21 protein-coding genes are annotated in these 21,169 nt (G+C 67.7%); 6 read left to right on the top strand and 15 right to left on the bottom strand.

The window, feature by feature from the left end:
• Positions 1 to 72: 72 nt before the first annotated feature.
• From RZV17_RS01175 to poxB, 3 genes are read right to left on the bottom strand one after another with little or no spacing between them, the layout of a single operon-like run.
• On the bottom strand, positions 73 to 1,419 hold the full coding sequence (locus RZV17_RS01175) for a sigma-54 dependent transcriptional regulator (RefSeq protein WP_355606509.1): 1,347 nt from the start codon (positions 1,417 to 1,419) through the stop codon (positions 73 to 75).
• On the bottom strand, positions 1,404 to 2,846 hold the full coding sequence (locus RZV17_RS01170; protein WP_355606506.1) for a HAMP domain-containing sensor histidine kinase: 1,443 nt from the start codon (positions 2,844 to 2,846) through the stop codon (positions 1,404 to 1,406). Before RZV17_RS01170 ends, RZV17_RS01175 begins: the two co-directional genes overlap by 16 nt.
• 49 nt (positions 2,847 to 2,895) lie before the next feature.
• Positions 2,896 to 4,605, bottom strand: coding sequence for a ubiquinone-dependent pyruvate dehydrogenase (gene poxB, locus RZV17_RS01165; RefSeq protein WP_355609090.1), 1,710 nt, complete (start codon positions 4,603 to 4,605; stop codon positions 2,896 to 2,898).
• Between the two features lie 360 nt (positions 4,606 to 4,965).
• Between poxB and RZV17_RS01160 the strand changes: the two genes are divergently transcribed.
• The gene (locus RZV17_RS01160; RefSeq protein ID WP_355606503.1) at positions 4,966 to 5,562 is read left to right on the top strand and encodes a diffusible signal factor-reguated Ax21 faimly virulence factor; all 597 of its coding nucleotides are present in this window, start codon (positions 4,966 to 4,968) and stop codon (positions 5,560 to 5,562) included.
• Positions 5,563 to 5,841: 279 nt separating this feature from the next.
• On the opposite strand, the gene RZV17_RS01155 is transcribed toward RZV17_RS01160, so the two are convergent.
• The 6 genes from RZV17_RS01155 to RZV17_RS01130 form a co-directional block, all read right to left on the bottom strand.
• On the bottom strand, positions 5,842 to 6,867 hold the full coding sequence (locus RZV17_RS01155; protein ID WP_184368718.1) for an NAD(P)H-dependent glycerol-3-phosphate dehydrogenase: 1,026 nt from the start codon (positions 6,865 to 6,867) through the stop codon (positions 5,842 to 5,844).
• A 15-nt stretch (positions 6,868 to 6,882) separates the two neighbouring features.
• Positions 6,883 to 7,395 carry a protein-export chaperone SecB gene (gene secB / locus RZV17_RS01150; protein WP_039565876.1) on the bottom strand — a complete coding sequence of 171 codons (513 nt, stop codon included), beginning with the start codon at positions 7,393 to 7,395 and terminating at the stop codon, positions 6,883 to 6,885.
• A 109-nt stretch (positions 7,396 to 7,504) separates the two neighbouring features.
• Complete coding sequence (locus RZV17_RS01145) at positions 7,505 to 7,939, bottom strand: rhodanese-like domain-containing protein (protein WP_005992735.1); 435 nt, start codon at positions 7,937 to 7,939, stop codon at positions 7,505 to 7,507.
• A gap of 76 nt (positions 7,940 to 8,015) precedes the next feature.
• Positions 8,016 to 8,438, bottom strand: coding sequence for a hypothetical protein (locus RZV17_RS01140; RefSeq protein ID WP_104580234.1), 423 nt, complete (start codon positions 8,436 to 8,438; stop codon positions 8,016 to 8,018).
• 30 nt (positions 8,439 to 8,468) lie between these two features.
• A complete protein-coding gene (locus RZV17_RS01135) occupies positions 8,469 to 8,939 on the bottom strand; it encodes a YiiD C-terminal domain-containing protein (RefSeq protein ID WP_355606499.1) in 471 nt (156 codons plus the stop codon).
• Positions 8,940 to 9,213: 274 nt separating this feature from the next.
• The gene (locus RZV17_RS01130) at positions 9,214 to 10,023 is read right to left on the bottom strand and encodes a glycosyltransferase family 25 protein (protein ID WP_184388551.1); all 810 of its coding nucleotides are present in this window, start codon (positions 10,021 to 10,023) and stop codon (positions 9,214 to 9,216) included.
• A 214-nt stretch (positions 10,024 to 10,237) separates the two neighbouring features.
• On the opposite strand from RZV17_RS01130, the gene RZV17_RS01125 reads away from it, so the two are divergent.
• From RZV17_RS01125 to RZV17_RS01115, 3 genes are all read left to right on the top strand, one after another.
• The gene (locus RZV17_RS01125) at positions 10,238 to 11,014 is read left to right on the top strand and encodes a uroporphyrinogen-III synthase (RefSeq protein ID WP_355606496.1); all 777 of its coding nucleotides are present in this window, start codon (positions 10,238 to 10,240) and stop codon (positions 11,012 to 11,014) included.
• A 103-nt stretch (positions 11,015 to 11,117) separates the two neighbouring features.
• On the top strand, positions 11,118 to 12,095 hold the full coding sequence (locus RZV17_RS01120; protein ID WP_355606493.1) for a uroporphyrinogen-III C-methyltransferase: 978 nt from the start codon (positions 11,118 to 11,120) through the stop codon (positions 12,093 to 12,095).
• Positions 12,092 to 13,363 (top strand): heme biosynthesis HemY N-terminal domain-containing protein, encoded by a 1,272-nt coding sequence (locus RZV17_RS01115; RefSeq protein ID WP_355606490.1) that lies wholly within the window; start codon positions 12,092 to 12,094, stop codon positions 13,361 to 13,363. Before RZV17_RS01120 ends, RZV17_RS01115 begins: the two co-directional genes overlap by 4 nt.
• A 66-nt stretch (positions 13,364 to 13,429) precedes the next feature.
• On the opposite strand, the gene RZV17_RS01110 is transcribed toward RZV17_RS01115, so the two are convergent.
• A complete protein-coding gene (locus RZV17_RS01110; protein ID WP_047695543.1) occupies positions 13,430 to 13,972 on the bottom strand; it encodes a hypothetical protein in 543 nt (180 codons plus the stop codon).
• Positions 13,973 to 14,100: 128 nt separating this feature from the next.
• Entirely contained in the window at positions 14,101 to 15,396 is a 1,296-nt protein-coding gene (locus RZV17_RS01105; RefSeq protein ID WP_047695544.1) for an acetyl-CoA C-acetyltransferase, read from the bottom strand.
• An 88-nt stretch (positions 15,397 to 15,484) separates the two neighbouring features.
• On the opposite strand from RZV17_RS01105, the gene RZV17_RS01100 reads away from it, so the two are divergent.
• The gene (locus tag RZV17_RS01100) at positions 15,485 to 16,369 is read left to right on the top strand and encodes a hypothetical protein (protein ID WP_355606486.1); all 885 of its coding nucleotides are present in this window, start codon (positions 15,485 to 15,487) and stop codon (positions 16,367 to 16,369) included.
• Positions 16,366 to 16,803 carry a VOC family protein gene (locus tag RZV17_RS01095; protein WP_355606483.1) on the top strand — a complete coding sequence of 146 codons (438 nt, stop codon included), beginning with the start codon at positions 16,366 to 16,368 and terminating at the stop codon, positions 16,801 to 16,803. Before RZV17_RS01100 ends, RZV17_RS01095 begins: the two co-directional genes overlap by 4 nt.
• 216 nt (positions 16,804 to 17,019) lie before the next feature.
• Here RZV17_RS01095 and RZV17_RS01090 read toward each other — a convergent pair whose 3' ends face one another.
• The 4 genes from RZV17_RS01090 to RZV17_RS01075 all read right to left on the bottom strand — a co-directional run bounded on the left by RZV17_RS01090 (position 17,020) and on the right by RZV17_RS01075 (position 20,974).
• The gene (locus tag RZV17_RS01090) at positions 17,020 to 17,667 is read right to left on the bottom strand and encodes a superoxide dismutase family protein (protein ID WP_047695547.1); all 648 of its coding nucleotides are present in this window, start codon (positions 17,665 to 17,667) and stop codon (positions 17,020 to 17,022) included.
• A gap of 46 nt (positions 17,668 to 17,713) precedes the next feature.
• On the bottom strand, positions 17,714 to 18,316 hold the full coding sequence (locus RZV17_RS01085; protein ID WP_166751636.1) for a superoxide dismutase family protein: 603 nt from the start codon (positions 18,314 to 18,316) through the stop codon (positions 17,714 to 17,716).
• A 185-nt stretch (positions 18,317 to 18,501) separates the two neighbouring features.
• Positions 18,502 to 19,926: a nitrogen regulation protein NR(I) gene (gene ntrC / locus RZV17_RS01080; protein WP_355606478.1), complete on the bottom strand. Its 1,425-nt coding sequence runs from the start codon at positions 19,924 to 19,926 to the stop codon at positions 18,502 to 18,504.
• Positions 19,919 to 20,974: a nitrogen regulation protein NR(II) gene (locus RZV17_RS01075; RefSeq protein WP_039565894.1), complete on the bottom strand. Its 1,056-nt coding sequence runs from the start codon at positions 20,972 to 20,974 to the stop codon at positions 19,919 to 19,921. Before RZV17_RS01075 ends, ntrC begins: the two co-directional genes overlap by 8 nt.
• Between the last annotated feature and the right edge of the window lie 195 nt (positions 20,975 to 21,169).

The raw sequence follows: 21,169 nt of genomic DNA, 5'->3' as shown, positions 1-21,169 counted from the left end.
ACGTCTGCATTTCATCCACCATGTCCGCTTCGGGGACACCTGCCGGCTGTCTGCGATCACTCCGCGCGCGCGTCACAGGCCGTATTCCTCCAGCTTGCGATAGAGCAGTTGCCGGTGGATTCCGAGCCGCCGCGCGGCCTCGGCACGGTTGCCCCGGCTCTGCGCCAGGGCGGACTGGATCATCTGTTTCTCCAGCCGTGCGACGGCCTCCGGCAGGGTTCCGGTCGGCTCCGGCACGATGGCGGGCGGCGGCTCGCTGATCTCGGCCAGTGCCTCGTCCAGATCGGCCGCATCGATGCTGGCTCCGCGCACCAGCACCTGGCTGCGTTGCATGACGTTGCGCAGTTCGCGCACGTTGCCGGGCCAGCTGTGCGCGAGCAGGCGCTCTTGCGCGGCAGGCGACAGGCGCTGCGCGCGCGCTGCGCTGGCGCCGAGGAAGTGCCTGGCCAGCAGCAGGATGTCCTGGCCACGCTCGCGCAACGGCGGCAGTTCGATCGGCACCACGTTGAGCCGGTACCGCAGATCGCTGCGAAAGCGTCCATCGGCCACGCAGGCCGCCAGGTCGCGATGGGTGGCGGCCAGCACGCGCACATCCACGTTCTGCGGGCCGCTGCCACCCAACGGCGTCACCTCGCCTTCCTGCAGAAACCGCAGCAGCTTGGCCTGCATCGGCAGTGGCATGTCGCCAATCTCGTCCAGGAACAGCGTGCCGCCGTCGGCCTCGCGAATCAGCCCCAGACGGTCACTGCCGGCGCCGGAAAACGCACCCTTGCGATGGCCAAACAACTCGCTCTCCATCAGCTCCAGCGGAATGGCCGCGCAGTTGACCGCAACGAACGGCGCGTTGGCACGTGGGCTGGCGCGATGCAGGGCGCGTGCGGCCAGCTCCTTGCCGGTACCGGTTTCCCCGGTGATCAACACCGACAACTCGGACGCCGCCGCCAGCCCGATGCGCTTGTGCACCGTGCGCATCGCCGGGCTGTGTCCCACCAGCGCGTCGTCGTCCTCGTCTGACGCACGTGGCGTTTCAGTTGCCGCAGCCTGCGCATCGGCGCGACTGAGCAGCGCACGTTGCACCACCTCGACAATGTCGGCGCGGCCCACCGGCTTGACCAGGTGATCGAAGGCGCCCAGCGTCATCGCCTCGATGGTGTTGCCGCTGGACACATGGGCAGTGAGCATCACCAGCGGCACCTGACGCGCCTGCGCATCGTCCTGGCGCGCACGCAGCACCGCGATGCCGTCCATGCCCGGCATGCGGAAATCCACGAACGCCATGTCGATCCCGCCCTCGCTCAGCCGGGCCAGCCCGTCCGGCCCGTTCTCGGCGCTGACCACCGCGTGCCCGAGCGAGCGCAAGGTGGCCTGCAGGGTCATGCGAAACGCGGCATCGTCGTCGATGATCAGGATGCGCGCCATGACAGCTCCAGGATGAAATGGGTCAGCCCGTCGGCATGCGCGTAGCGCACCTGCCCGCCATGCGCGCGCGCGATCTCGCGCACCAGCGCCAGCCCCAGGCCATTGCCGTCGCTACGGCCACTGACGAATGGTTCGAACAACTGCGTGGCGATCGGTTCGGCGATTGCAGCACCGTGGTTGGAGACCTGCAGCTGCAGCGTCCCTTCCACCGCTGCTGCCTGCAGCGTGATCGCACTGCCCGGATCGGCGTGCTGCCCGGCATTGCGCAGCAGGTTGTGCACCGCGCGCCCCAGTTGCTGCGGGTCCAGGGTCCAGTGCAGCGGCGCAGCCGGCAGCAGCAAGCGGGGCGGCGGCGTGCCCGGCGGCAACGGACTCGGCTCCAGCAGCGTGGCCAGCCAGTCCTGCACCACCACCGTCTCCAGGTGCAGGCGGATCGGCTGCACCATGCCGAGCAGGCTCTCGACCACCCCGTCCAGGCGCCGGATCTGCGCCAGCATCACCTCGGCATGGGCCGCCGAGTCGGGGGTGGCCTCGCGCTGGGCGATCTCGTTCTCCACCGCCAGCCGCATCGTGGCGATGGGGTTGCGAATCTCGTGCGCCACCGTGGCGGTCATCCGGCCCAGCGCGGCCAGGCGCTCGTGCCGCGACAGTTCGTCGGCCAACCTGCGCGTCTGCACCAGCGCCTGTGCCGTGCGTTGCGCATAGTCATTGACCGCCGCGCCCAGCCGATCCAGTTCCGGCGTACCGGTTGGCGGGATCTGCGGCGTCTCGGTGTCGGCAGCCAGCGCGTGCTCGATGCGCTGCAGGCGCTGGCGCCAGCGCCGCACCACCACGCCCAGCGCAATGGCCGACACCGCCACCATCGCGAAGATCAACAGCATGCCGACGACCAGCGGCCGCCACGCATCGGCCTTGCTGGCCGGCACCCGCATCATCGTCCATGCCGCACTGTTCGATGCCAACGGACAGGCGCTGATCAACAGGACCTCGCGGCTGCCGTCGCGGCGGTAGTGCACCGGCTTGTCCTCGCTCACGCTCTGCCGCGCGGTGTTGACGATGGTGGTCCATTCCGCAGCAGGAATGTCGGTCTTGTGGTCGCTTCCGTCGTAGGTGGGGTACGCGTAGGCAACGAAGCCCTTGTGCAGGTCCCAGACGCCACCTTCCACACCTGGCGCATCGGCCAGCACCAGATGCACCACCACCGCAGCCAGGCCCACGCCATCGTCGCCGGTACGCGCCGCCTCGCTCGCCCCGACATAGCGCTGCACGATGCGCGCGCATTGCCCGCTCAATTGCTGCCGCGCTTCCTCCAGCCGCACTCCTTCGGTCTGCCGATACAAGCCGTACAGCATCGTGGCCACGCCCAGACACGCGGCCACGATCACCACCCAGATCAGCAACAGTTGCCGTAGCAGCGAACGGGGCATGGACGAAGCGACCTGAAGAGGGCGGCCAGTGTGCGCGAGTGCAACTGAATTAACGCAGGTTGGTCTTGACCAGTTCGATCACCTCATCGCCACGCCCGCTCATCACCGCCTTGAGCAGGTACAGCCCCATGCCCTTGGCCTGTTCGAGCTTGATTGCCGGCGGCACCGCCAGTTCCTGGGTGGCGATGCGCACATCCACCAGCGCCGGACCAGCATGCGCAAAGGCCTGTCGCAATGCACGTTCCAGCTGCGCCGATTCATCGACACGAATGCCTAGGATGCCCATCGCGTTGCTCATCGCGGCAAAGTCCGGATTACGCAGCTCGGTGCCGGTATCCAGATACCCAGCCGCCTTCATCTCCATCGCCACAAATCCCAGCGACGCGTTGTTGAACACGACGATCTTCACCGGCAGATTCAACTGCGCCAATGAAATGAAATCGCCCATCAGCATCGCAAAGCCGCCATCGCCGGACAGTGAGATCACCTGGCGCCCCGGGAATGCCGCCTGTGCGCCCAGCGCCTGCGGCATCGCGTTGGCCATCGAGCCGTGGTTGAAGGAACCCAGCAGGCGCCGCTTGCCGTTCATGCGCAGATAACGTGCCGCCCACACCGTCGGCGTGCCGACATCGCAGGTGAACACCGCATCCTGATCGGCAATCTGGCTGATCAGCCGGGTTACGAACTGCGGGTGCAGCGGCTCGCCTGGGTCGGCCGGCACTGCCAGATCGTCCAGGCCTTCGCGCGCCTTGCGGTAGTGCGCAAGCGATTTTTCAAGGAACCCGCGCTCTTCGCGGCGCTGCAGCTGCGGCAGCAACGCGACGATGGTTTCGCCGACATCCGCCGCAATGCCCAGCTGCAACGGCGTACGCCGCCCGAGCGCGCTCGGGTCGCGGTCCACCTGCACGATGGTGGCGTCCTTCGGATAGAACTGCCGGTACGGAAAGTCCGTGCCCAGCATGAGCAAGGTGTCGCAATTGAGCATTGCGTGGTAGCCGGAACTGAAGCCGATCAAGCCGGTCATGCCCACATCGAACGGGTTGTCCCATTCCACGTATTCCTTGCCGCGCAGCGCGTGCACGATGGGCGCGCCCAGCGTATCGGCCAGTGCCACCACCGCATCGTGCGCGCCGGCACAGCCGCTGCCGCACAACAAGGTGACCGCCTTGCTCTGCTGCAGCAACTCGGCCAGCTGTTGCACGTCTTGCGCGGCGGGCAGCACACGTGGCGCACGCAGCGCCGGCCATGCGCTGGACAGATTCTTGTCCACTTCCAGCAAGGCGATATCGCCGGGAATCACCACCACGGCCACGCCCTGCTGCAGGATGGCCGAGCGCATCGCCCGGTGCAGCACCTCCGGCAACTGCGCCGGGTTGGTCACCAACTCCACGAAGTGGCTGCACTCGCGAAACAGCTCCTGCGGATGGGTTTCCTGAAAATAGTTCAGGCCGATCTCCGAGGACGGAATGTGCGCAGCGATCGCCAGCACCGGCTGGCGGCTGCGGTGACAATCGAACAAGCCATTGATTAAGTGCAGATTGCCCGGCCCGCAGCTTCCCGCGCACACCGCCAATTCGCCGGTGACCGCCGCTTCGGCGCCTGCGGCAAATGCGGCGACTTCTTCATGGCGCACGTGCATCCACTCGATGGTCTGCATCTCGCGCAGCGCGTCGGTCAGGCCGTTGAGGCTGTCGCCGGTCACACCCCAGATCCGCTCCACCCCCGCGCTCTGCAGTGTCTCGGCCAGAAACCGCGCCAACGTCTTCTTCTTCGCCACGATGTAGCTCCGCACTCATCCAGGAGCGTGCAATGCTCCCAGCGGCGATGTCAGTACAATGTGCTGACATGCGAAAGCAGCGGGAATTGCGGGGGATTTTGCATTTCTGCACACGCATCTCACATTTGCGCCGCATAACCGTCATGCCGTCACGCTTCACGCGTGCGCTACGCGCATCGCCTGAGCGCCACAAGAAAGCGCAGCTGAATCTGGCGCGATGATTCATTCACTGGTCAGTCCAGAATTCATGTCGCGTTCCATCGAATAACGGAGAATTTACATCTCGGCAGCGAACGGCATCCGCCTCAGCGCCGGCCCAAACCATAAGTACAGGTATCGATCATGAAGAACTCACTGCTGGCCCTCGGCCTCCTCGCAGCCCTGCCGTTTGCGGCCTCCGCTGCTGAAAATCTCTCCTACAACTTCGTCGAAGGCGACTACGTGCGCACGCCGACCGAAGGTCGCGACGCCGACGGTTGGGGCCTGAAGGCCTCTTACGCCGTTGCTCCGAACTTCCACGTGTTCGGCGACTACAGCAAGCAGAACGCTGACGACAACGACAACGTGTTCGAAAGCTCCAACTCCGACTTCCAGCAGTGGGGCGTGGGCGTGGGCTACAACCACGAGATCGCCACCAGCACCGACTTCGTTGCGCGCGTTGCCTACCGCAAGCTGGACCTGGACACCCCGAACATCAGCTTCGACGGCTACAGCGTGGAAGCCGGCCTGCGTAACGCCTTTGGCGAGCACCTCGAAGTCTATGCCCTGGCTGGCTACGAAGACTTCTCCAAGAAGCGCGGCATCGACATCGGCGACAACTTCTACGGCCGCCTCGGCGCCCAGGTGAAGTTGAACCAGAACTGGGGCATCAACGGCGACATCCGTATGGATGGCGACGGCAACAAGGAATGGTCGGTCGGCCCGCGCTTCAGCTGGTAAGCCGCACGTTTGACTGCAGCGCGACTCTCTCCCGCGCTGCATCGGAAGCCCGGTCCCCCGACCGGGCTTCTTTCTTTTGTGCGATCGGTGAAGCCAGGAGCGGTTGGCGTCAGACGCCGCATTCGGCGTGGCGTTCGGGCAACGCACCGCGTGCATATCGCGATCGCAGCGCCATCGCCATCGCCATCGCCATCGCCATCGCCATGGTCGGTTACAGCAAAAAGCCCGGCAGTGCCGGGCTTTTGCATTCTGCGCAGCGCACGCGGCGCGCTGGGTCACTCAGGTAAACAAGGTGTGCGGGTACTCGGGCTTGCGCTCGCGTGCCAGCAGGCCTTTCAAGCCGGCCTCCGGCGTGATTTCGCCGTGCAGGACGGCGCGCACCGCATTGGAGATCGGCAGTTCGATGCCATGCTGCTCGGCTTGCCGCATCACCTCGTCGGCGGTCTGCACCGACTCGACCACCTGGCCGATCTCGCGGATTGCATCGGTCAAGCTCTGCCCACGCCCCAACGCCAATCCGAGCCGCCGGTTGCGCGATAGATCGCCGGTGCAGGTGAGCACCAGATCGCCCAGGCCAGCCAAGCCCATCAAGGTCTCCGGACGCGCGCCGATCGCCGCAGCCAACCGCAACATCTCGTTCAAGCCACGGGTGATCAGGCCGGCACGCGCATTGAGGCCAAGCTGCATGCCATCGGCCACACCGGTCGCCACGGCCAGCACGTTCTTCATTGCGCCGCCGAGCTCGGCGCCCACCATGTCATCGCCGGTATAGGCGCGGAAGGTGGGGCCATGCATGGCATCGGCCACGACCTGTGCAAACGCGGCATCGTCGCCGTGCACGGTGATGGCGGTCGGCAGGCCGAGCGTGACTTCCTTGGCGAAGGACGGCCCGGTCACCACGGCCAGCGGAACGGCCGGGCCGAGCAGATCGCGCGCCACTTCATGCAGAAACCGCCCGGACCCGGGCTCGAAGCCCTTGGTTGCCCACGCCACGCCGGCGTTGGCCGGACGCAGCGGTGCAATCAGCCGGATGGTTTCGGTGAAGGCATGCGAAGGCACCACCACCAGGATCCAGGCGGCATCGGCAATCGCTGCCTGCAGGTCGGTGGTGGCACGCAGGCTGCCGGGCAGTGGAATGCCCGGCAGGTAACGCGCGTTCTCGTGGGTGCGGTTGATGGTGTCCACCATCGCCGCATCGCGTCCCCACAGCACGGTCGGATGACCGTGCCTGGCGAGCAGCGCAGCCAACGCCGTGCCCCAGGAGCCGGCGCCGAGCACGGCGATTTTCCGGGTCGACTCGCTCATCGGCGCAGACAGTGCTTAGGCGTTGCCAGCCGGCTCGGAATCGGCCAGCGAGGTGCCTTCGCCCTGACGCTGACGCAGGGTTTCTGCGTACAGCGCTTCGAAGTTGATCGGCTGCAGGTAGAAAGGCGGGAAGCCGCCGGCCTGGATCAGGTCGCTGACCAGGGTGCGCACGTACGGGAACAGGATGTTCGGGCACTGCGTGCCGAGCAGCACGTCGATCGCCTGCGGCTCCAGGCCGACCAGACCGAACACGCCGGCCTGCTGCACTTCGGCCACGTAGGCGGTCTTGCCACCGGCGGTGCAGGTCAGGGTCACGGCCAGCACGACTTCGAAGGCGTTGTCGTTGAGGCGCTGCACCTTCTGATTGAGGTTCAGCTGCAGCTCGGGCTGGTTGGCGTCATTGAAGACAGCCGGTGCATTCGGCGATTCGAAGGACACGTCCTTGACGTAAATCTTTTCGATGGTGAAGGCAGGGCCAGCAGCGGCGTCGGCCGGCGCAGCGGCGCCGTTGAGGATTTCGTCGGACATTCCTAACTCCAGAAACGGTTCGGTGGATGCAGCGTTGAGTGATGCAGACGTGAAAGTGCAAGTCTCTCATGCCAGCAATGGGGGCTTGCGGGGGACCGCACAAGGCGGGTCAGCGGCCCTTGATCAGTGGCAGCTCGGCCATCTGCCAGGCAGCAATGCCACCTTCGAGCCAGTACACCTTCTCGAAGCCGGCTTTCTTCAGCGTCTTGGCCGCACCTGCAGAGGTGTTGCCGCTGCGGCAGACCACCACCACGGGAGACGCCTTGGCATTGGCCAGCAGCTTGCTGGCCGGGTCGAACTTGGCCAGCGCCACGTTGCGGCTGCCGGCGATATGGCCTTTTTCGAAATCGGCGGTAGGCGACAGGTCGATCACCAGCGCGTCTTCGCTGTTGATCAGGCGGGTCAGCTCGGCCGGCTTGAGTGCGCGGTACCCACGGAACAGGCGCGCGACCTCGGTGACGATCAGGGCGATGGTCAGGCCCACCAGGGCCAGCGACAACATGGGGTTGCGGCCGACAAAGGCCTGCAGCTCTTCAAAATTCACGGGGTCAGGGTCAGTCAAGCGGGCGGGAATTGTCGCACAGCTGGCGCACGCGACGGCCAGCGCAGGCAGGGCCGGGCTATTGGCCCTTCCACAGGTCGGGCAGGCCGCTGGCCAGCCACCAGCGTTTGTGCTCGGCGTCCCAGCGCCACAGCTCGATGCTGCGCACCAACCGCTCGGCCTGGGTATTGCGGTTGATCACGCGCAGTTCGACCTCGCGGCGCAGGTCGCCATTGGCGTCTTCGCCCACGCGCAGCTCGCGGTAACCGGAAATCTGCACCTGCTCGTAGCGCGAACGTTCCAGGTCGCTGAGCGGATGCGCCTGGGCATAGGTTGGTTCGACAAAACCCTGCGCAGCATCGAAATCGCTCCAGCGCACTGCCGCCGTGTAGGCGGCCTGGGTGGTTTCCAGCGCGCGCGCCTGGGCGCGGCTGCCCGCGCTGGCCACCCCGCTCAGTGTCGCCAGCCCCAGCAGGACGAGTGCTCCAATGACTGCACGCATGCGTAATCCCCCTTCCATCCAGCCCGCATCCTACCGTTTTGGAAACGCCACGAAGCGCCCGCTCAGCGTGGCCGCTGCCGCACCGGACCCCAGCGCGATCTGCGCGCGCATGCCGATACGCGCCTTGCCGCGCTGCCGGAAGGTGGACAGAAACGCATCCCAGCCGCCCAGCTCGGCCGGCTCGGCATTGGCCACCAGGTCCTCGTAGACCGGCGCGACGTAGCGCAGCTGGCTGTCGGCGACATACACGTCGGCTTCGTGCCCGGCCAGTTGCAGTTGCAGCGTCAGCCACCCCCAGCTGGCCAGGGTCATCAACGAGGCCAGGCTGCCGCCGAACGCATTGGCCTTGTCGTTGACGTTGGCCTGCAGCGGCGCGCGCAGGCGCAGCGCGCCGTCGTGCAGCCCGTCGACGGCAATGCCCATCGACAGCACCGGCGGCATGGCGATGAACTGCTGCTGCAGCGACTGCAGGGCGGAAACGAGCGTGCACGAAGGAGTCATCGGAAAGGCAGGAAGACGGCGAAGGGCGGCATCATGCCGCAATGTCCGGCAAGCGTCTTGTGCTGTTCGATGACATGCGGTACCGCATGGTGAACGCGTGCAGCATTGCGGTGCGCGTCGTGTCGCCGATGCCGCATCGAATAGGAGCGCTTGCCCGCGCCAATCGCCGGCGGACACCACGCACTGCACACGCACGTGTGCCCCGCACGCGCGCTCCGTGCGCATGCGCGACGGCTCCGCTATCGGCAATGCGCACGCGTGCTGCAGCGGTGTTTCAGGGTGCGAACCCCACCTTGCGATAGCCCTGCGCCACGCGCAACAGGGCCGTCGCCTTGGCCTTCCAGTGCGCGCTGCGTTGCTTCTGCGCCTGGGTCAGCGGTGCGTCGATGGTGCTGGTGAACACGATCTGCTCCGGCGCTGCGTGGAAGAACTTGTCCTGGATGCAGGCCGCCGGCGACAGCTGGTAGGTGGATAGCTGCTGCGCCACCGGCGATTCGTTCCAGCCGAACAGGAAGATGTCGGCCATGGTGTGCCAGCGCGCCTGCGCCGCCAGCAGCAGGCGCGCCGCATCGCGGCTGATGATCAACGCACCGGCGCACACCGGCCAGCAATGCTGGTGGGGCGATGGACGCACCAGGCGCAGCTGGCGCCCGGCGACGTCGGCGACCTTGGCATCGAGCTTGATCCGGTTGTAGGACGGCTCCAGCCGCACGATGCTGTTGCCTGGCGGGAGCCAGTCGGTGCTGCGCAACAGCGCCGGCAGCGCATCGGACAGATGCATGTCGTCTTCGAAGATGGCGGTGTAGGCATCGTCGGACTCGGCCGCAATACGCCACGCGGCGTGGTGGCTCAAAAAGCAGCCGATATTGGAGGCGGTCCATCTCCGGGGGCCGGCGCTGTACGCATCGCCGGATCCCTCGAGCGGGCGCTCGCGCACGAAATCGGCGATCTGCTCCGGGCTCAAGGTGGCGCCATCGACGGCCGGAAGACGCTCGAACGGCAGGCCCAGCGCCTGGAACTGCGCCGACATCGCCTGCAGACGGTCGCCGCTGCGCTGCATGTTGATGAGGTAGGACTTGATCACGCGCCGCTCCAGCTCGATTGTCGTGGCGGATCGTGGCGCGATCGGGCGCATTTGCAAGAGGGGTGGAAATGCGCGTCAAGTCTCGGAAATGATCCGGGCCAAGCTGGGCCCGGGTACGTCCTGGAGTGACAGGCAGGGCGACGAATCGCCGAGCGCGACATCGCCGTCGCGCTGCACCCGCACGGCGGCCAGGCAGCTCTCGCATAATCGCCCCATGACCCGCCCTGCCCCTGCCACTGCTGCCTGGACCTTGATCTCGCTGCGGCCCAGCGGTGAACACGGCCCGCTGCGACGTGCCGCCGCGCGCCATGGCGCCCGCGTCCTTGCCCTGTCGCCGTGGCGGCTGACGCCGAATGACACCGACCAGGCACGCACTGCCCTGCACCAGGCGCTGCGGGCACCGATCGTGGTGTTTACCAGCCCGGCCGCAGTCCAGGCAGCACAGCGGCTTGCGCCCTTGCAGCGACCGCCGCAGGCACAGTGGGTCAGCGTGGGCGACGGCACCGCGCGCGCCCTGCATGCCTGCGGTATCGACGAGGTGGTGCGCCCGTCCCGCATGGACAGCGAAGGCCTGCTCGCCCTGCCGCTGTTCCAGCCGCCCCTGTCATCGGTGGGGCTGGTCACCGCACCGGGCGGGCGCGGCATGCTTGCCCCCGCGCTGGAACACTGCGGCGCGCGCATCCTGCGCGCCGATGTCTACCAACGCCTCGCGCTGCCCTTGCGCACCGGGCAGGTAAAGGCACTGGCCGCCGCAATGCCGCGCAGCGTCCTGGCCCTGAGCAGTGCCGAGGCGCTGGCATTGGTGCTGCAGCAACTTCCGAATGCGTTGGCCCAGGCATGGCGGCAGCAGCCGGTGGTGGCGTCCAGCGATCGCATGCTGGCGTCAGCGCAGGCCGCCGGTTTCACCCGCGTGGCGCGTGCCGAGGGCCCACTGCCGGTGCAGTTGGCCGCTGCGGCAGCTGCCGTCGTGACATCGTCGCGACCTTGCTGAACTGCGAACTCAAGCACAGCTTGCGGGCGTCTGCCGGCGCACGCCATGCTGTGTGGGATGACTGCGGCGCCTGCGCCTGTTGTGACCGCCCGAGGATGTCCGAATGACCGAAGTCTCCGCTTCCCCGCGACGCTTTCCGCTGGCCTGGCTGCTGCTTGCAGTGGCGGTGGTCGCCGTGGGCGTGGCGCTGTTTCTGGGCTGGCGCGCATGGCAGAGCTATCAAACAGCGCAGCTGCAGGCGGCGCAGGCACAGCAGCAGCGCTGGGATGGCACGCAGCAGTTGCTGGAAACGCTGCGACGTGATCAACGTCTGGCCAACGAGCGGCTGCAGGATGCGGCAGCGACCAACCGCGTGCTGCGCGACGAAATGCTGGGCCTGAGCCAGCGTAGCGCCTTGCTCGAAGACACCGTGCAGAAGCTGGCCGACCCCAATCGTCACGGCGCGCAGGCATTGCGGCTGGATGAAGTGGAGCTGCTGCTGCGGCTCGGCCAGCAACGGCTCAGCATCGCCGGCGATGCCGACGGCGCACGGCGCGCCTACGCGCTGGCCAATGGCGCGCTCAATGGCATCGACGATCCGGGCTATCTCAACCTGCGCCAGGCCCTGGTGCAGGAGCGCGATGCCCTGGACCGCCTCGGCGCCGGCCCGCAGGCGCAGGTGGGACAGACGCTGGACCGCATCGCCGCCGATCTGCAGCGCCTGCCCGAGCAGTCCGCACAGGCCGGCGACGCGGCCAGACCATGGTGGCAGAAGGTGCTCGCCCCGCTGGTGGATATCCGGCCCAGCCGCGGCGATGCCCCGCTGACCCGCAGCGACCGCCATGCCGCCGGCGATGCGCTGCAGATCGAACTCAGCCTGGCCCGTGCGGCCGCAGAACGCGGCGATGCGGACGGCTTTGCACACGCGCTGCGCCGCGTGGACACCTGGACCACCCGGCTGTGGCCGGAGTCGCCACAACGTGCGCGGGTGCTCGCGCGCCTGCGCACGTTGCAACAAGCGCCACTGCGTCCGCGCCTGCCGGAACTGGGCACCACCCTGCTGCAACTGCAGGCCATGCGTGAAGGGAGATCCACCCAATGAAAGTGTTGCGTACCGTCTTGATCCTGCTGGTGGCCGTGGCACTGGGCGTGCTCGGTGCGCAGTGGCTGTCGCACCAAAACAGTTACGACCTGGGCAATGTCGTGGTCAGCGTCGGTGGCAACGACTACCGCGCCGCGATGCCGCAGGCGGTGCTGATCCTGATCATCGCGCTGCTGGTGCTGTGGCTGTTGTGGACGTTGATCAGCCTGCCGTTCCGGGTGTGGGGCAAGTACCGCCGCAAGAAAGGCCGCGCACGCCTGATCGAAGGCCTGCGCGCCGCCGACCACGGCCAGTGGCAACGCGCCGAACGTTTGCTGGTCACTGCCAGCGAAGACGATGAAGTCAGCGGGATTGCGCTGGCGAGCGCAGTACGTGTGGCCGATGCACGCGGTGACGAGGCCTCGGCCAATGCGCTTGCGCAGCAGTTGGCCGAGCGCGACCCCACCGCGCATGCGCTGTTGCAGGGCGAACGGCATCTGGCGCGGCAACGCCCGGTGGAAGCGATCAATGCACTCGATGCCGCCAATGCGCAGCCGCTGCCGGCGCGCGGGCTGTTGCTGCGCACGCATGCGCTGACCCAGATCGGCCGTGCCGATGAGGCCTACGGCCAGCTCGGCGCCCTGCGTCAGCAGGCGGTGCTGGCACCGGAGGCCTACGGCGCGCTGGAAGCCACGCTGGCCGAACAGACCCTGTTGCAGGCCGGCGATGCCAATGCGCTGGCCGAGCGCTGGGAAGCCTTGCCCAAGCCGCTGCGCACCTATCCCGCCGTGGTCGGGGCGTATGCGCAACGGGCAGCGGTGCTGCACTGGGATGACGCCGCCGTGCACAGTCTGGAACAGGCACTGGATGCGCAGTGGGACGAGTCGCTGGTGCGCCTGTACGGCGTACTGCCGCTGGAAAAGTACGATTCGCGCCGGGCCAGTGCACAGCGCTGGCTCACCCAGTACCCGGACAACCCGGGCTTACTGTTGACGCTGGCACGCCTGGCACGCCATCAGCAGCAGTGGTCGCAGGCCGAAGAGTTCCTGCACCGTGCCATCGCCACCGGCGCCGGCGCCGATGCGTGGGAGGAGCTCGGGCATGGCTTTGCGGCTGCCGGCGACCTGCTCTCCGCCCAGCATTGCTACGCCAATGCCTTGCGCGCCGCACGCGGCGAGCCGGTGCAGCAAGGCATGCCGCAGCAGTCGTTGCGCGGTCCGATCGTGTCGGTGGGGCCAACGCCTGCGGCCGACCCGTTTGCGCCCCCACCGGACGACCGGATTCTGTGACACGGGCTCAGGCCGTGGATATGACGGCGCTGGGCCGTCGCGGCAGATAGACAGCGCTGCGCAGTGTCAGCGTCCGCGCGACACCCACGGCGGCGGTGGCAGATCGTCCAGGAATGCATCGCAGGCGCCGAGATAGCGCGCCTGCGTGTGACCGACCCGCGTCGGCGACAACACGCGCGACCCCAGGCGAGCGACAAGCAACATCACGGCCATCACGCCGGCGCCGATCAGCCAGCGGGACGGGCCATCCAGCGATAGCCCACACACCAGCAGCGCCAGCACCGAGGCCACCGCCACCGCGACATAGCGGACGCGGCGACGCTCGTGTTGCTCGCACAGGATGAGCACATGGGCGCTGCGCTTGCGCAGCGCGATCGCCAGGATCAGATACGGCAGCACGCCGAGCAACAGCGCGGCGTAGATCACCGGGTGATGCCAGTGAAAGATGTAGCGGCGCGGCGGTATATCGGCCGGCGCATTGCACTTGACGCACCGCGGCGGCAGCGTCGCGCCCGGCGTGCAGACCAGCACATCGCCCTCGCGCCAGACATCGCCGTCCACCGGCGGCAGGTACAGGCTGGGTGACGGGTGCTTTGCATCGTTCGACATCCATGCGTCCTTGCAGGTTGGGGATTCGGGATTCGGGATTAGGGATTGGGGATTCGCAAGAGCGGGTTTCGCCTTTGCGAATCCCCAATCCCGAATCCCGAATGCCCAATTCCGCGCTGCGCAGCAGCCTAGCGCTCGACGATCGCCACCACGCCCATGCCGCCGGCAGTGCAGATCGAGATCAGCGCGCGTCCACCGCCGCGTTCTTCCAGTTGCTTGGCGGCGGTGGCCACCACCCGGGCGCCAGTGGCGGCGAACGGGTGGCCGGTGGCCAGCGACGAGCCCAGCGGATTGATCTTGTCCGGGTCGATGCGGCCCAGCGGCGCATCCAGGCCCAGCCGGTTGCGGCAGTAATCCTCGCTCTCCCAGGCGCGCAACGTGCACAGCACCTGCGCGGCGAAGGCTTCGTGGATTTCGTAGATATCGAAGTCCTGCAGGGTCAGGCCCTGGCGCGCCAGCATCTGCGGCACCGCGATGGTGGGCGCCATCAGCAGGCCTTCGCCATGCACGAAATCCACCGCCGACACCTGCGCGTCGCGCAGGTAGGCCATCGGGGTGTGGCCGTGCGCCAGCGCCCAGGCTTCGCTGGACAGCAGCACGGCGGCGGCGCCATCGGTGAGCGGAGTGGAATTGGCGGCGGTGAGCGTGCCGCGGCCGGAGGTCTTGTCGAAGGCCGGGCGCAGGGTGGCGAGTTTTTCCAGCGAGGTGTCGGCGCGCAGGATGTTGTCGCGCGAGACGCCGCGGAACGGAGCGATCAGCGAATCGAAGAAACCGCGCTCATACGCTGCGGCCAGCTTGTGGTGCGAGGCCACCGCCCACTCGTCCTGCGAATCGCGCGAGATGTTCCATTCCTTGGCCATGTCTTCGCAGTGGTCGCCCATGCTCTTGCCGGTGCGCGGCTCGGCCACGCCGGGGAATTCTGGCTTGAGCTCGCCCAGCTTGAATCCGCGCAGCAGCGCCTTGAGCTTGTCGCCGGTGGCCTTGGCGCGGTTGGCGGCAAGCAGCCGCGCGCGCAGCTTCTTGCCGTAGACGATCGGCACTTCAGAGGTCGTGTCCGAACCGCCACCGATGCCCGAATCGATCTGCCCCAGCGCAATCTTGTTGGCGATGGTGATCACCGAGTCCAGGCTGGTGCCGCAGGCGCGCTGCAGGGTGATGCCCGGCGTCAGCGGCGACAGGCCCGACGACAGCGCGGCCTCGCGGGCCAGGTTCCAGTCCGAGGAGTGCTTGATCACCGCCCCCATCGCCACTTCGCCCAATTGCTGCCCGTGCAGCCCGAAGCGCTCGACCAGCGCGCCCAGGGTGCGCACCGACATGCCCAGGTTGCCCACGTCCGCATAAGCGGTGTTCTGACGACAGAACGGGATACGAACGCCGCCCAGGATGGCGACGGGACGGGCTGCGGGCATCGGTTGACCTGGCATGGAGGACTCGGGGACATGGCCTGCACAGGGCCGGCAGGCATAATGGCCGCAGTGTAGCTTCGACCCCGTGATGGGCCAACCGCGAATCATGAGCAAGACCGAACACGGCGTGACCGCCATGGGTGTGCTGGCGCTGGAATTGACCGGCGGAAGCGCCCCCGAGCGCGGCGCCCTGCCGCCCGAACAGGCTGGCATGCTGGCCGAGCGCATCGGCCGCGACCTGGCGCAATGGATCCCGGAGATCCGCGATCTGGAACTGAGCGTGGCGATGGCGCATTTCGACCCGGCCGAGGTCCTGCGGCCCGGCTGGCCGTTGCATCGCCGCCTGGAAGAACTGCAGGCGCGTGCGCCCGGACGCGACCAGGGCCCGCGCGTGCTGGCCTTCGGCGCCGATGCGCAGGGCGAGATTCCGTTGCCGTTCCAGGCCGATGCCCAGCTCACCGGTGGCGGCCTGCGCGTGCTGCCCTTCCTGCTGACCGGCGATGCGCACACCGTGGCCAGCGTCGCCGAGGCGATGGAAGAAGTGCTGCTGGCTCAGGGCATGGCGCAGGCCGACACTGCGCTGCTGGCGCAGGAGAGCTTCGGTGCGCGCATCGAACACGCGCGCTACCTCACCGCGCACGACCTGGCGGCGATGATTTCGATGCAGTACGACAACCAGGGCCTGGCGCCGCTGTGGCCGCTGATCGAAGTTGCCCTGCTCGCGCCAACCAGCGAAGAATGGCTGGAGCAGGCGCCGGAGCCGGTGCTGCGCTATGTCGGCGGCGAGGTGCGCATCGCGCTGTTCGACCCAGCCGGCTGGTGCGATTACTACGCACACGACCGCGAGCATTGCGAACGCCTGCGCGGCGTCTACGAGCAATTCCTCTCGCGCCAGCGGCAAATGGCGGCCGTGCTGGAAGCGCATGGGTTGCCGGTGCTGTACGTGCATGTCGAGCCGGGCCAGGATCCGCACCAGGCACTGGCGGCGTGACGCAGGCGCAGGTTTCGTCGCCGCCCGCGTTGCAGGGTGTGCTGGAAACCGGCGTGTATGTGGCCGACCTGGAGCGCGCGTGTGCGTTCTATGCCCGTGTGCTGGGGCTGCAGCCCATGCATCGCGATACGCGCATGGCTGCCTATGCAATCGCACCAGCACAGGTGTTGCTGCTGTTCCTGCAGGGCAGCACGGCAACCACGGTCAGCCTGCCTGGTGGCACCATTCCGCCGCACGACGGTAGCGGGCGTACGCATTACGCCTTTGCGATCGCCACCGACGCGCTGGCCGGCTGGGAAGAACATCTATGTGAGTGCGCGGTGCCGATCGAAGGCCGCATGCAATGGCCCGGAGGCGGACAGAGCATCTACTTCCGCGATCCCGATGCGCACCTGCTGGAACTAGCCACTCCGGGGCTCTGGACCAATTACTGATCGTTGCTGTGGCGAACCAGCAGTTAGGCGGCTGCCGCTCGCATGCGCTCGCATATGCACGTCCATCGCCACTCGCTGCACAGAGGATGACAGCATGGCGACGCCCACCGACGCCTCAGCCATCTCACTCGGGCTCCATCCTCAAGGGACGTAGCTGCATTACGCAGCCGCGTCCATCGATGAGGATGTGTGGCCACTGGTGCGCCATACCGCCATTTATTTAGTCGCCGCCTGTGCGTTGTCGGTGGTGATCACGCCGCAGGCCAAGCGGCCGCCGGCATTGCCGGTGGGCTGGGTTTTGTAGTCGTCGGCATCGGCATGCACGATCACGGCGTGTCCGGCGATGTCGAACTGGTCGGCCTTGCCGAGATTGACGTTGCTCGAGACCGGGCCGTCGATACTGGCATTACCCTGCGCGTCGGCTTTGATGTTGGGCATGTCGCCGCCGTGGTGCGGGTCGGCACTGACGTTGCCGTGGTCGGACTGGGCCGGGTTGAAATGGCCGCCTGCGCTGCTGCCGTCCGGGGCGCTGCAGTCGCCCTTTTCGTGGATGTGGAAGCCGTGCTCGGTGTTGGGCTTGAGGCCGCTCAGCTGGCCGGTAACGCGCAGCGCGCCGTCGACCGTCTTGAAGGTCACCGTGCCTTTGACGTCATTGCCCTTGGTCGGCTTGAGCTCGGCGGTGGCCGTGGTGGTGGCCGCCGCTTCGGTGACCATGGAGGCGGCATGCTCGCCACCATGCGCCGCTTCAGCCGGCGTGCCGGCCTGCGGTGCGGGGGCGGGATCGGCCGGCGCGGGCTCCTCGCGCTTGCATGCGGTCAATGCCAGGGCGGTTGCCAGAAACAGCGTGGTGGGAAGAATGCGCATGGAAAACTCCTGTAGGGGCCGCGCAGGCGGCCATGGATGCCCCAACTCAGGGCTGCGAAGGGGGTGTGCGCCACTGGGTGACGCGAATGACGCCGCAGGCCAGGCGTGCGCCGGCGTTGCCGCTGGGCTGGCTGCGATAGTCGTCGGGATCGGCATGCACGATGAGCGACTTGCCGACCACATCGCTGGGCGCGGCATCGCCCAGGGTGATGCCCGAAACGATCATGTCCAGGTGCGCAACGCCTTCGGCATCGGCGCGCAGGTTGTCCATGTCGCCGGCGTGGTGGGGATTGCTGCCAGCGCGCCCGTGTGGCGCACCCGCCGGATTGAAATGCGCGCCCGCGCTGCTGGCATCGGCGGCGCTGCAATCGCCACGCTCGTGCACATGGAAGCCGGCCACGCCGCCGGGGCGCAGGCCACCGACGGTTCCGGTCACGCGAATGCCCTGCAATGCAGGCACCAGCACAACGCGACCGCTGACCAGGCTGCCCGAGGCCGATGCCAGCACCGCTTCGGCCTGTTGCACCGGACGGGTGGGCACTACCCTCGCCACCGGCGGTGGAGGTGTCTTTGGCGGCGGTGGCGTGCTGCTGCAGGCGGCAAGCGCCAGCGCGGTGAGGGCAACGATCGTGGGCGACCGGTAACGCATCGAGCTGTTCTCCTGATCAGGCTGGAAACCTATGCGGGCGCATGTTCACGTGTCATGAAATGCGCTGGGGCAGCCCGGGAGTTTACGGGGCTGGTGTCGCGAGCCGGGATATGCGCAAAAAGCGCCCCTCACCCCAACCCCTCTCCCGCAGGCGGGAGAGGGGCTCAACGCCGCGTGCGGGCTGATCAGCGGCGCTTGCGCCCCGGCCCGAGCTTGCGGGTTACGGTGTTGCGGCCCAGACCCAGGCGGGCGGCGGCTTCGGCGCGACGGCCCTGGGTGAGTTGCAGGGCGGCTTCCAGCAAGGTCTTGTCCAGGCGTTCGCGGGCTTCGGCATGCAGGCCCTGGGCGCCTTCGCTCAGGCGTTGCGCGGCCCAACTGGACAGCATGTCGTCCCATTGGCCATCGCTGCGGCCGGCCCGCTGACGGCCGCGCGACAGGGCGGCGTCCACGTCGACCACATCGATGATGTCGGCGGTGGCCAGGGCAGCCAGGCGCCAGCACACGTTTTCCAGTTCGCGTACGTTGCCGGGCCAGTCATACTGGCGCAGGTCCTCCAGCGCGGCCGACGACAACCGCTTGGGCAGCATGTCGAGCTTGCGTCCGGCCATGGCCAGGAAGTTTTCCGCCAGTTGCGCGATGTCGCCGCGACGCTCGCGCAGCGGCGGCAGCTGCAGGCGCACCACGTCCAGACGGTGCAGCAGGTCGGCACGGAAACGGCCCTGTTCGACCAGCGCCTCCAGATCCTGGTGGGTGGCGGCGATCACGCGCACGTCCACGCGGATCAACTCGCGCCCGCCGACGCGGAAGAACTCGTTCTCTGCCAGTACGCGCAGCAGGCGCGTCTGCAGCGGCAGCGGCATGTCGCCGATTTCGTCCAGGAACAAGGTGCCGCCATCGGCTTGTTCGAAGCGGCCGATGTGGCGCTTGGTGGCGCCGGTAAAGGCGCCGGTTTCGTGGCCGAACAACTCGCTTTCCAGCAGTTCGGCGGGAATGGCGGCGGTATTGAGCGCCACGAACGGTTTGCGCGCGCGCGGCGATTCGTTGTGCAGCGCGCGTGCGACCAACTCCTTGCCGGTGCCGGTTTCGCCGTTGATCAGCACCGACAACGGAGCTTGCGCCAGCCGGCCGATGGCGCGGAACAGCGCGCGCATGGCCGGGGTGTCGCCGATCAATGCGGCCGAGCCCTCGGCCAGCGGCGCGCCGATGATCTCGTCGACACCGGCATCGGCGTCGGGCAAGGCGCGTGCGGCCAGCGCGACGGCGTCGTCCAGGTCGAACGGCTTGGACAGGAATTCATGCGCCCCGCCGCGGAAGGCACCGGCAGTGCTGGCGACATCGGTGTACGCCGACATCACGATCACCGGCAGCTGCGGGTGCTTGGCCTTGAGCTTGTCCAGCAGGGTCAGGCCGTCTTCGCCGGGCATGCGCACGTCGGTGAACAACAGGTCCGGGGTGGGCCGCATCGCCAGCGCCTGCAATGCAGCGGCAGCGCTGTCGAAACCATCGACGGCATAGCCGGCATCGCGCAGCGCGGTGGACAGCACGAATCGGACCGAACGGTCGTCGTCGACCACCCAGATATGGTGGGATGCGGCGGCGGCCTCAGCCATGCAGGTGCTCCTTGTCGTGATCGCCGGCCAGCTCGGGCAGCAGCAGGGTGAAAACGGTATGGCCCGGACGCGAGCGGTAGGTCAGCGTGCCGTGGTGTTCGCGCGAGACCTGCTGGGCCAGCGCCAGGCCCAGCCCGCTGCCTTCGGCACGACCGCTGACCAGCGGCAGGAACAGGTGCTCGGCCAGCTCTTCGGGCACTCCGCCGCCGTCGTCGATGATTTCCAGCCGTAGCGACATCGCATGCACGCGGTCGCGGATGCGCTGGCCGTGTTCGACGCGGGTGCGCAGGGTCACCCGGGTGGCGCCGGCCTGGAAGGCATTGCGTACCAGGTTCCACACCGCCTGGGTCAGGCGGTCCACATCGCCGAGGATGTCCGGAATGCTGGGGTCGTAGTCGCGCTGCACCTGCACCGACCAGCCGCCTTCGGCCTCGGCAAGGCGTAGCACGCGTTCGAGCACCACATGGATGTTGAGGCCCTCGTGCGGGCGCAGCGGCGAGGGTGAGAGCAGGCGCTCGAGCAAGGTGTTGAGGCGTTCGATCTCGGTGCCGATCAACTCGATCAGCTCGCGCTCGTCCTCGTCGCGGCCGGCCGAGCGGCGGGCCAGCAGCTGCGCTGCGCCCTTCAGGCCCGCCAGCGGGTTGCGCAGTTCGTGCGCCAGCCCCTTGAGCGCGGCGCTCAAGGCGTTGGGCAAGGCATGCGTGGGGTCCAGCGCGGGGAATTCGTCGACCGGGTGGGTTTCCAGCAGCCAGCCGCCGTCGTCCAGCCGCGACAGCCAGCCTTCGGCAAAGCGTGGCGCGTCGTTGGGCAGGCCCAGGGCCAGGCGATGCAGGCGCAGCACGTCGCGCTCGTCGTTGAGCAGGAAGCGCGCGAGCGCATCGCCCTGCACTTCCAGCGCGGCCAGCGGCTGGTCGACCAGGCGCCGGGCGCTGACGCCGAGCCAGCGCGCAAAGGCCGGGTTGACACCCAGCACGCGGCCCTCGCGGTCGGCCCAGGCCACCGGCGTGCCCAGGCTGTCGAGCGACGGTGTGGGGGTCGTCATCAGCATTGCACCAATTTAGTGCAAGCAGCGCCGGCGTGCGCGTGTGGCGCGCCGAACGAAGCGTGCATCAGGACATCCGGGGTCCGACGGTGGTGGCGTGCACCGACCCGACGCGCATCCGCGCCGACAGTGACGGGCGGGGGGCTGGTCATGCAGGCACCTCGGTAGTGGATCCGCGCCAGCACGGGCCGCGGGAGAAAC

It is taken from the genome of Xanthomonas cannabis, assembly GCF_040616535.1.
Taxonomy (GTDB): Bacteria; Pseudomonadota; Gammaproteobacteria; order Xanthomonadales; family Xanthomonadaceae; genus Xanthomonas; species Xanthomonas cannabis.
This window is presented reverse-complemented; position numbering and strand designations above follow the sequence as displayed.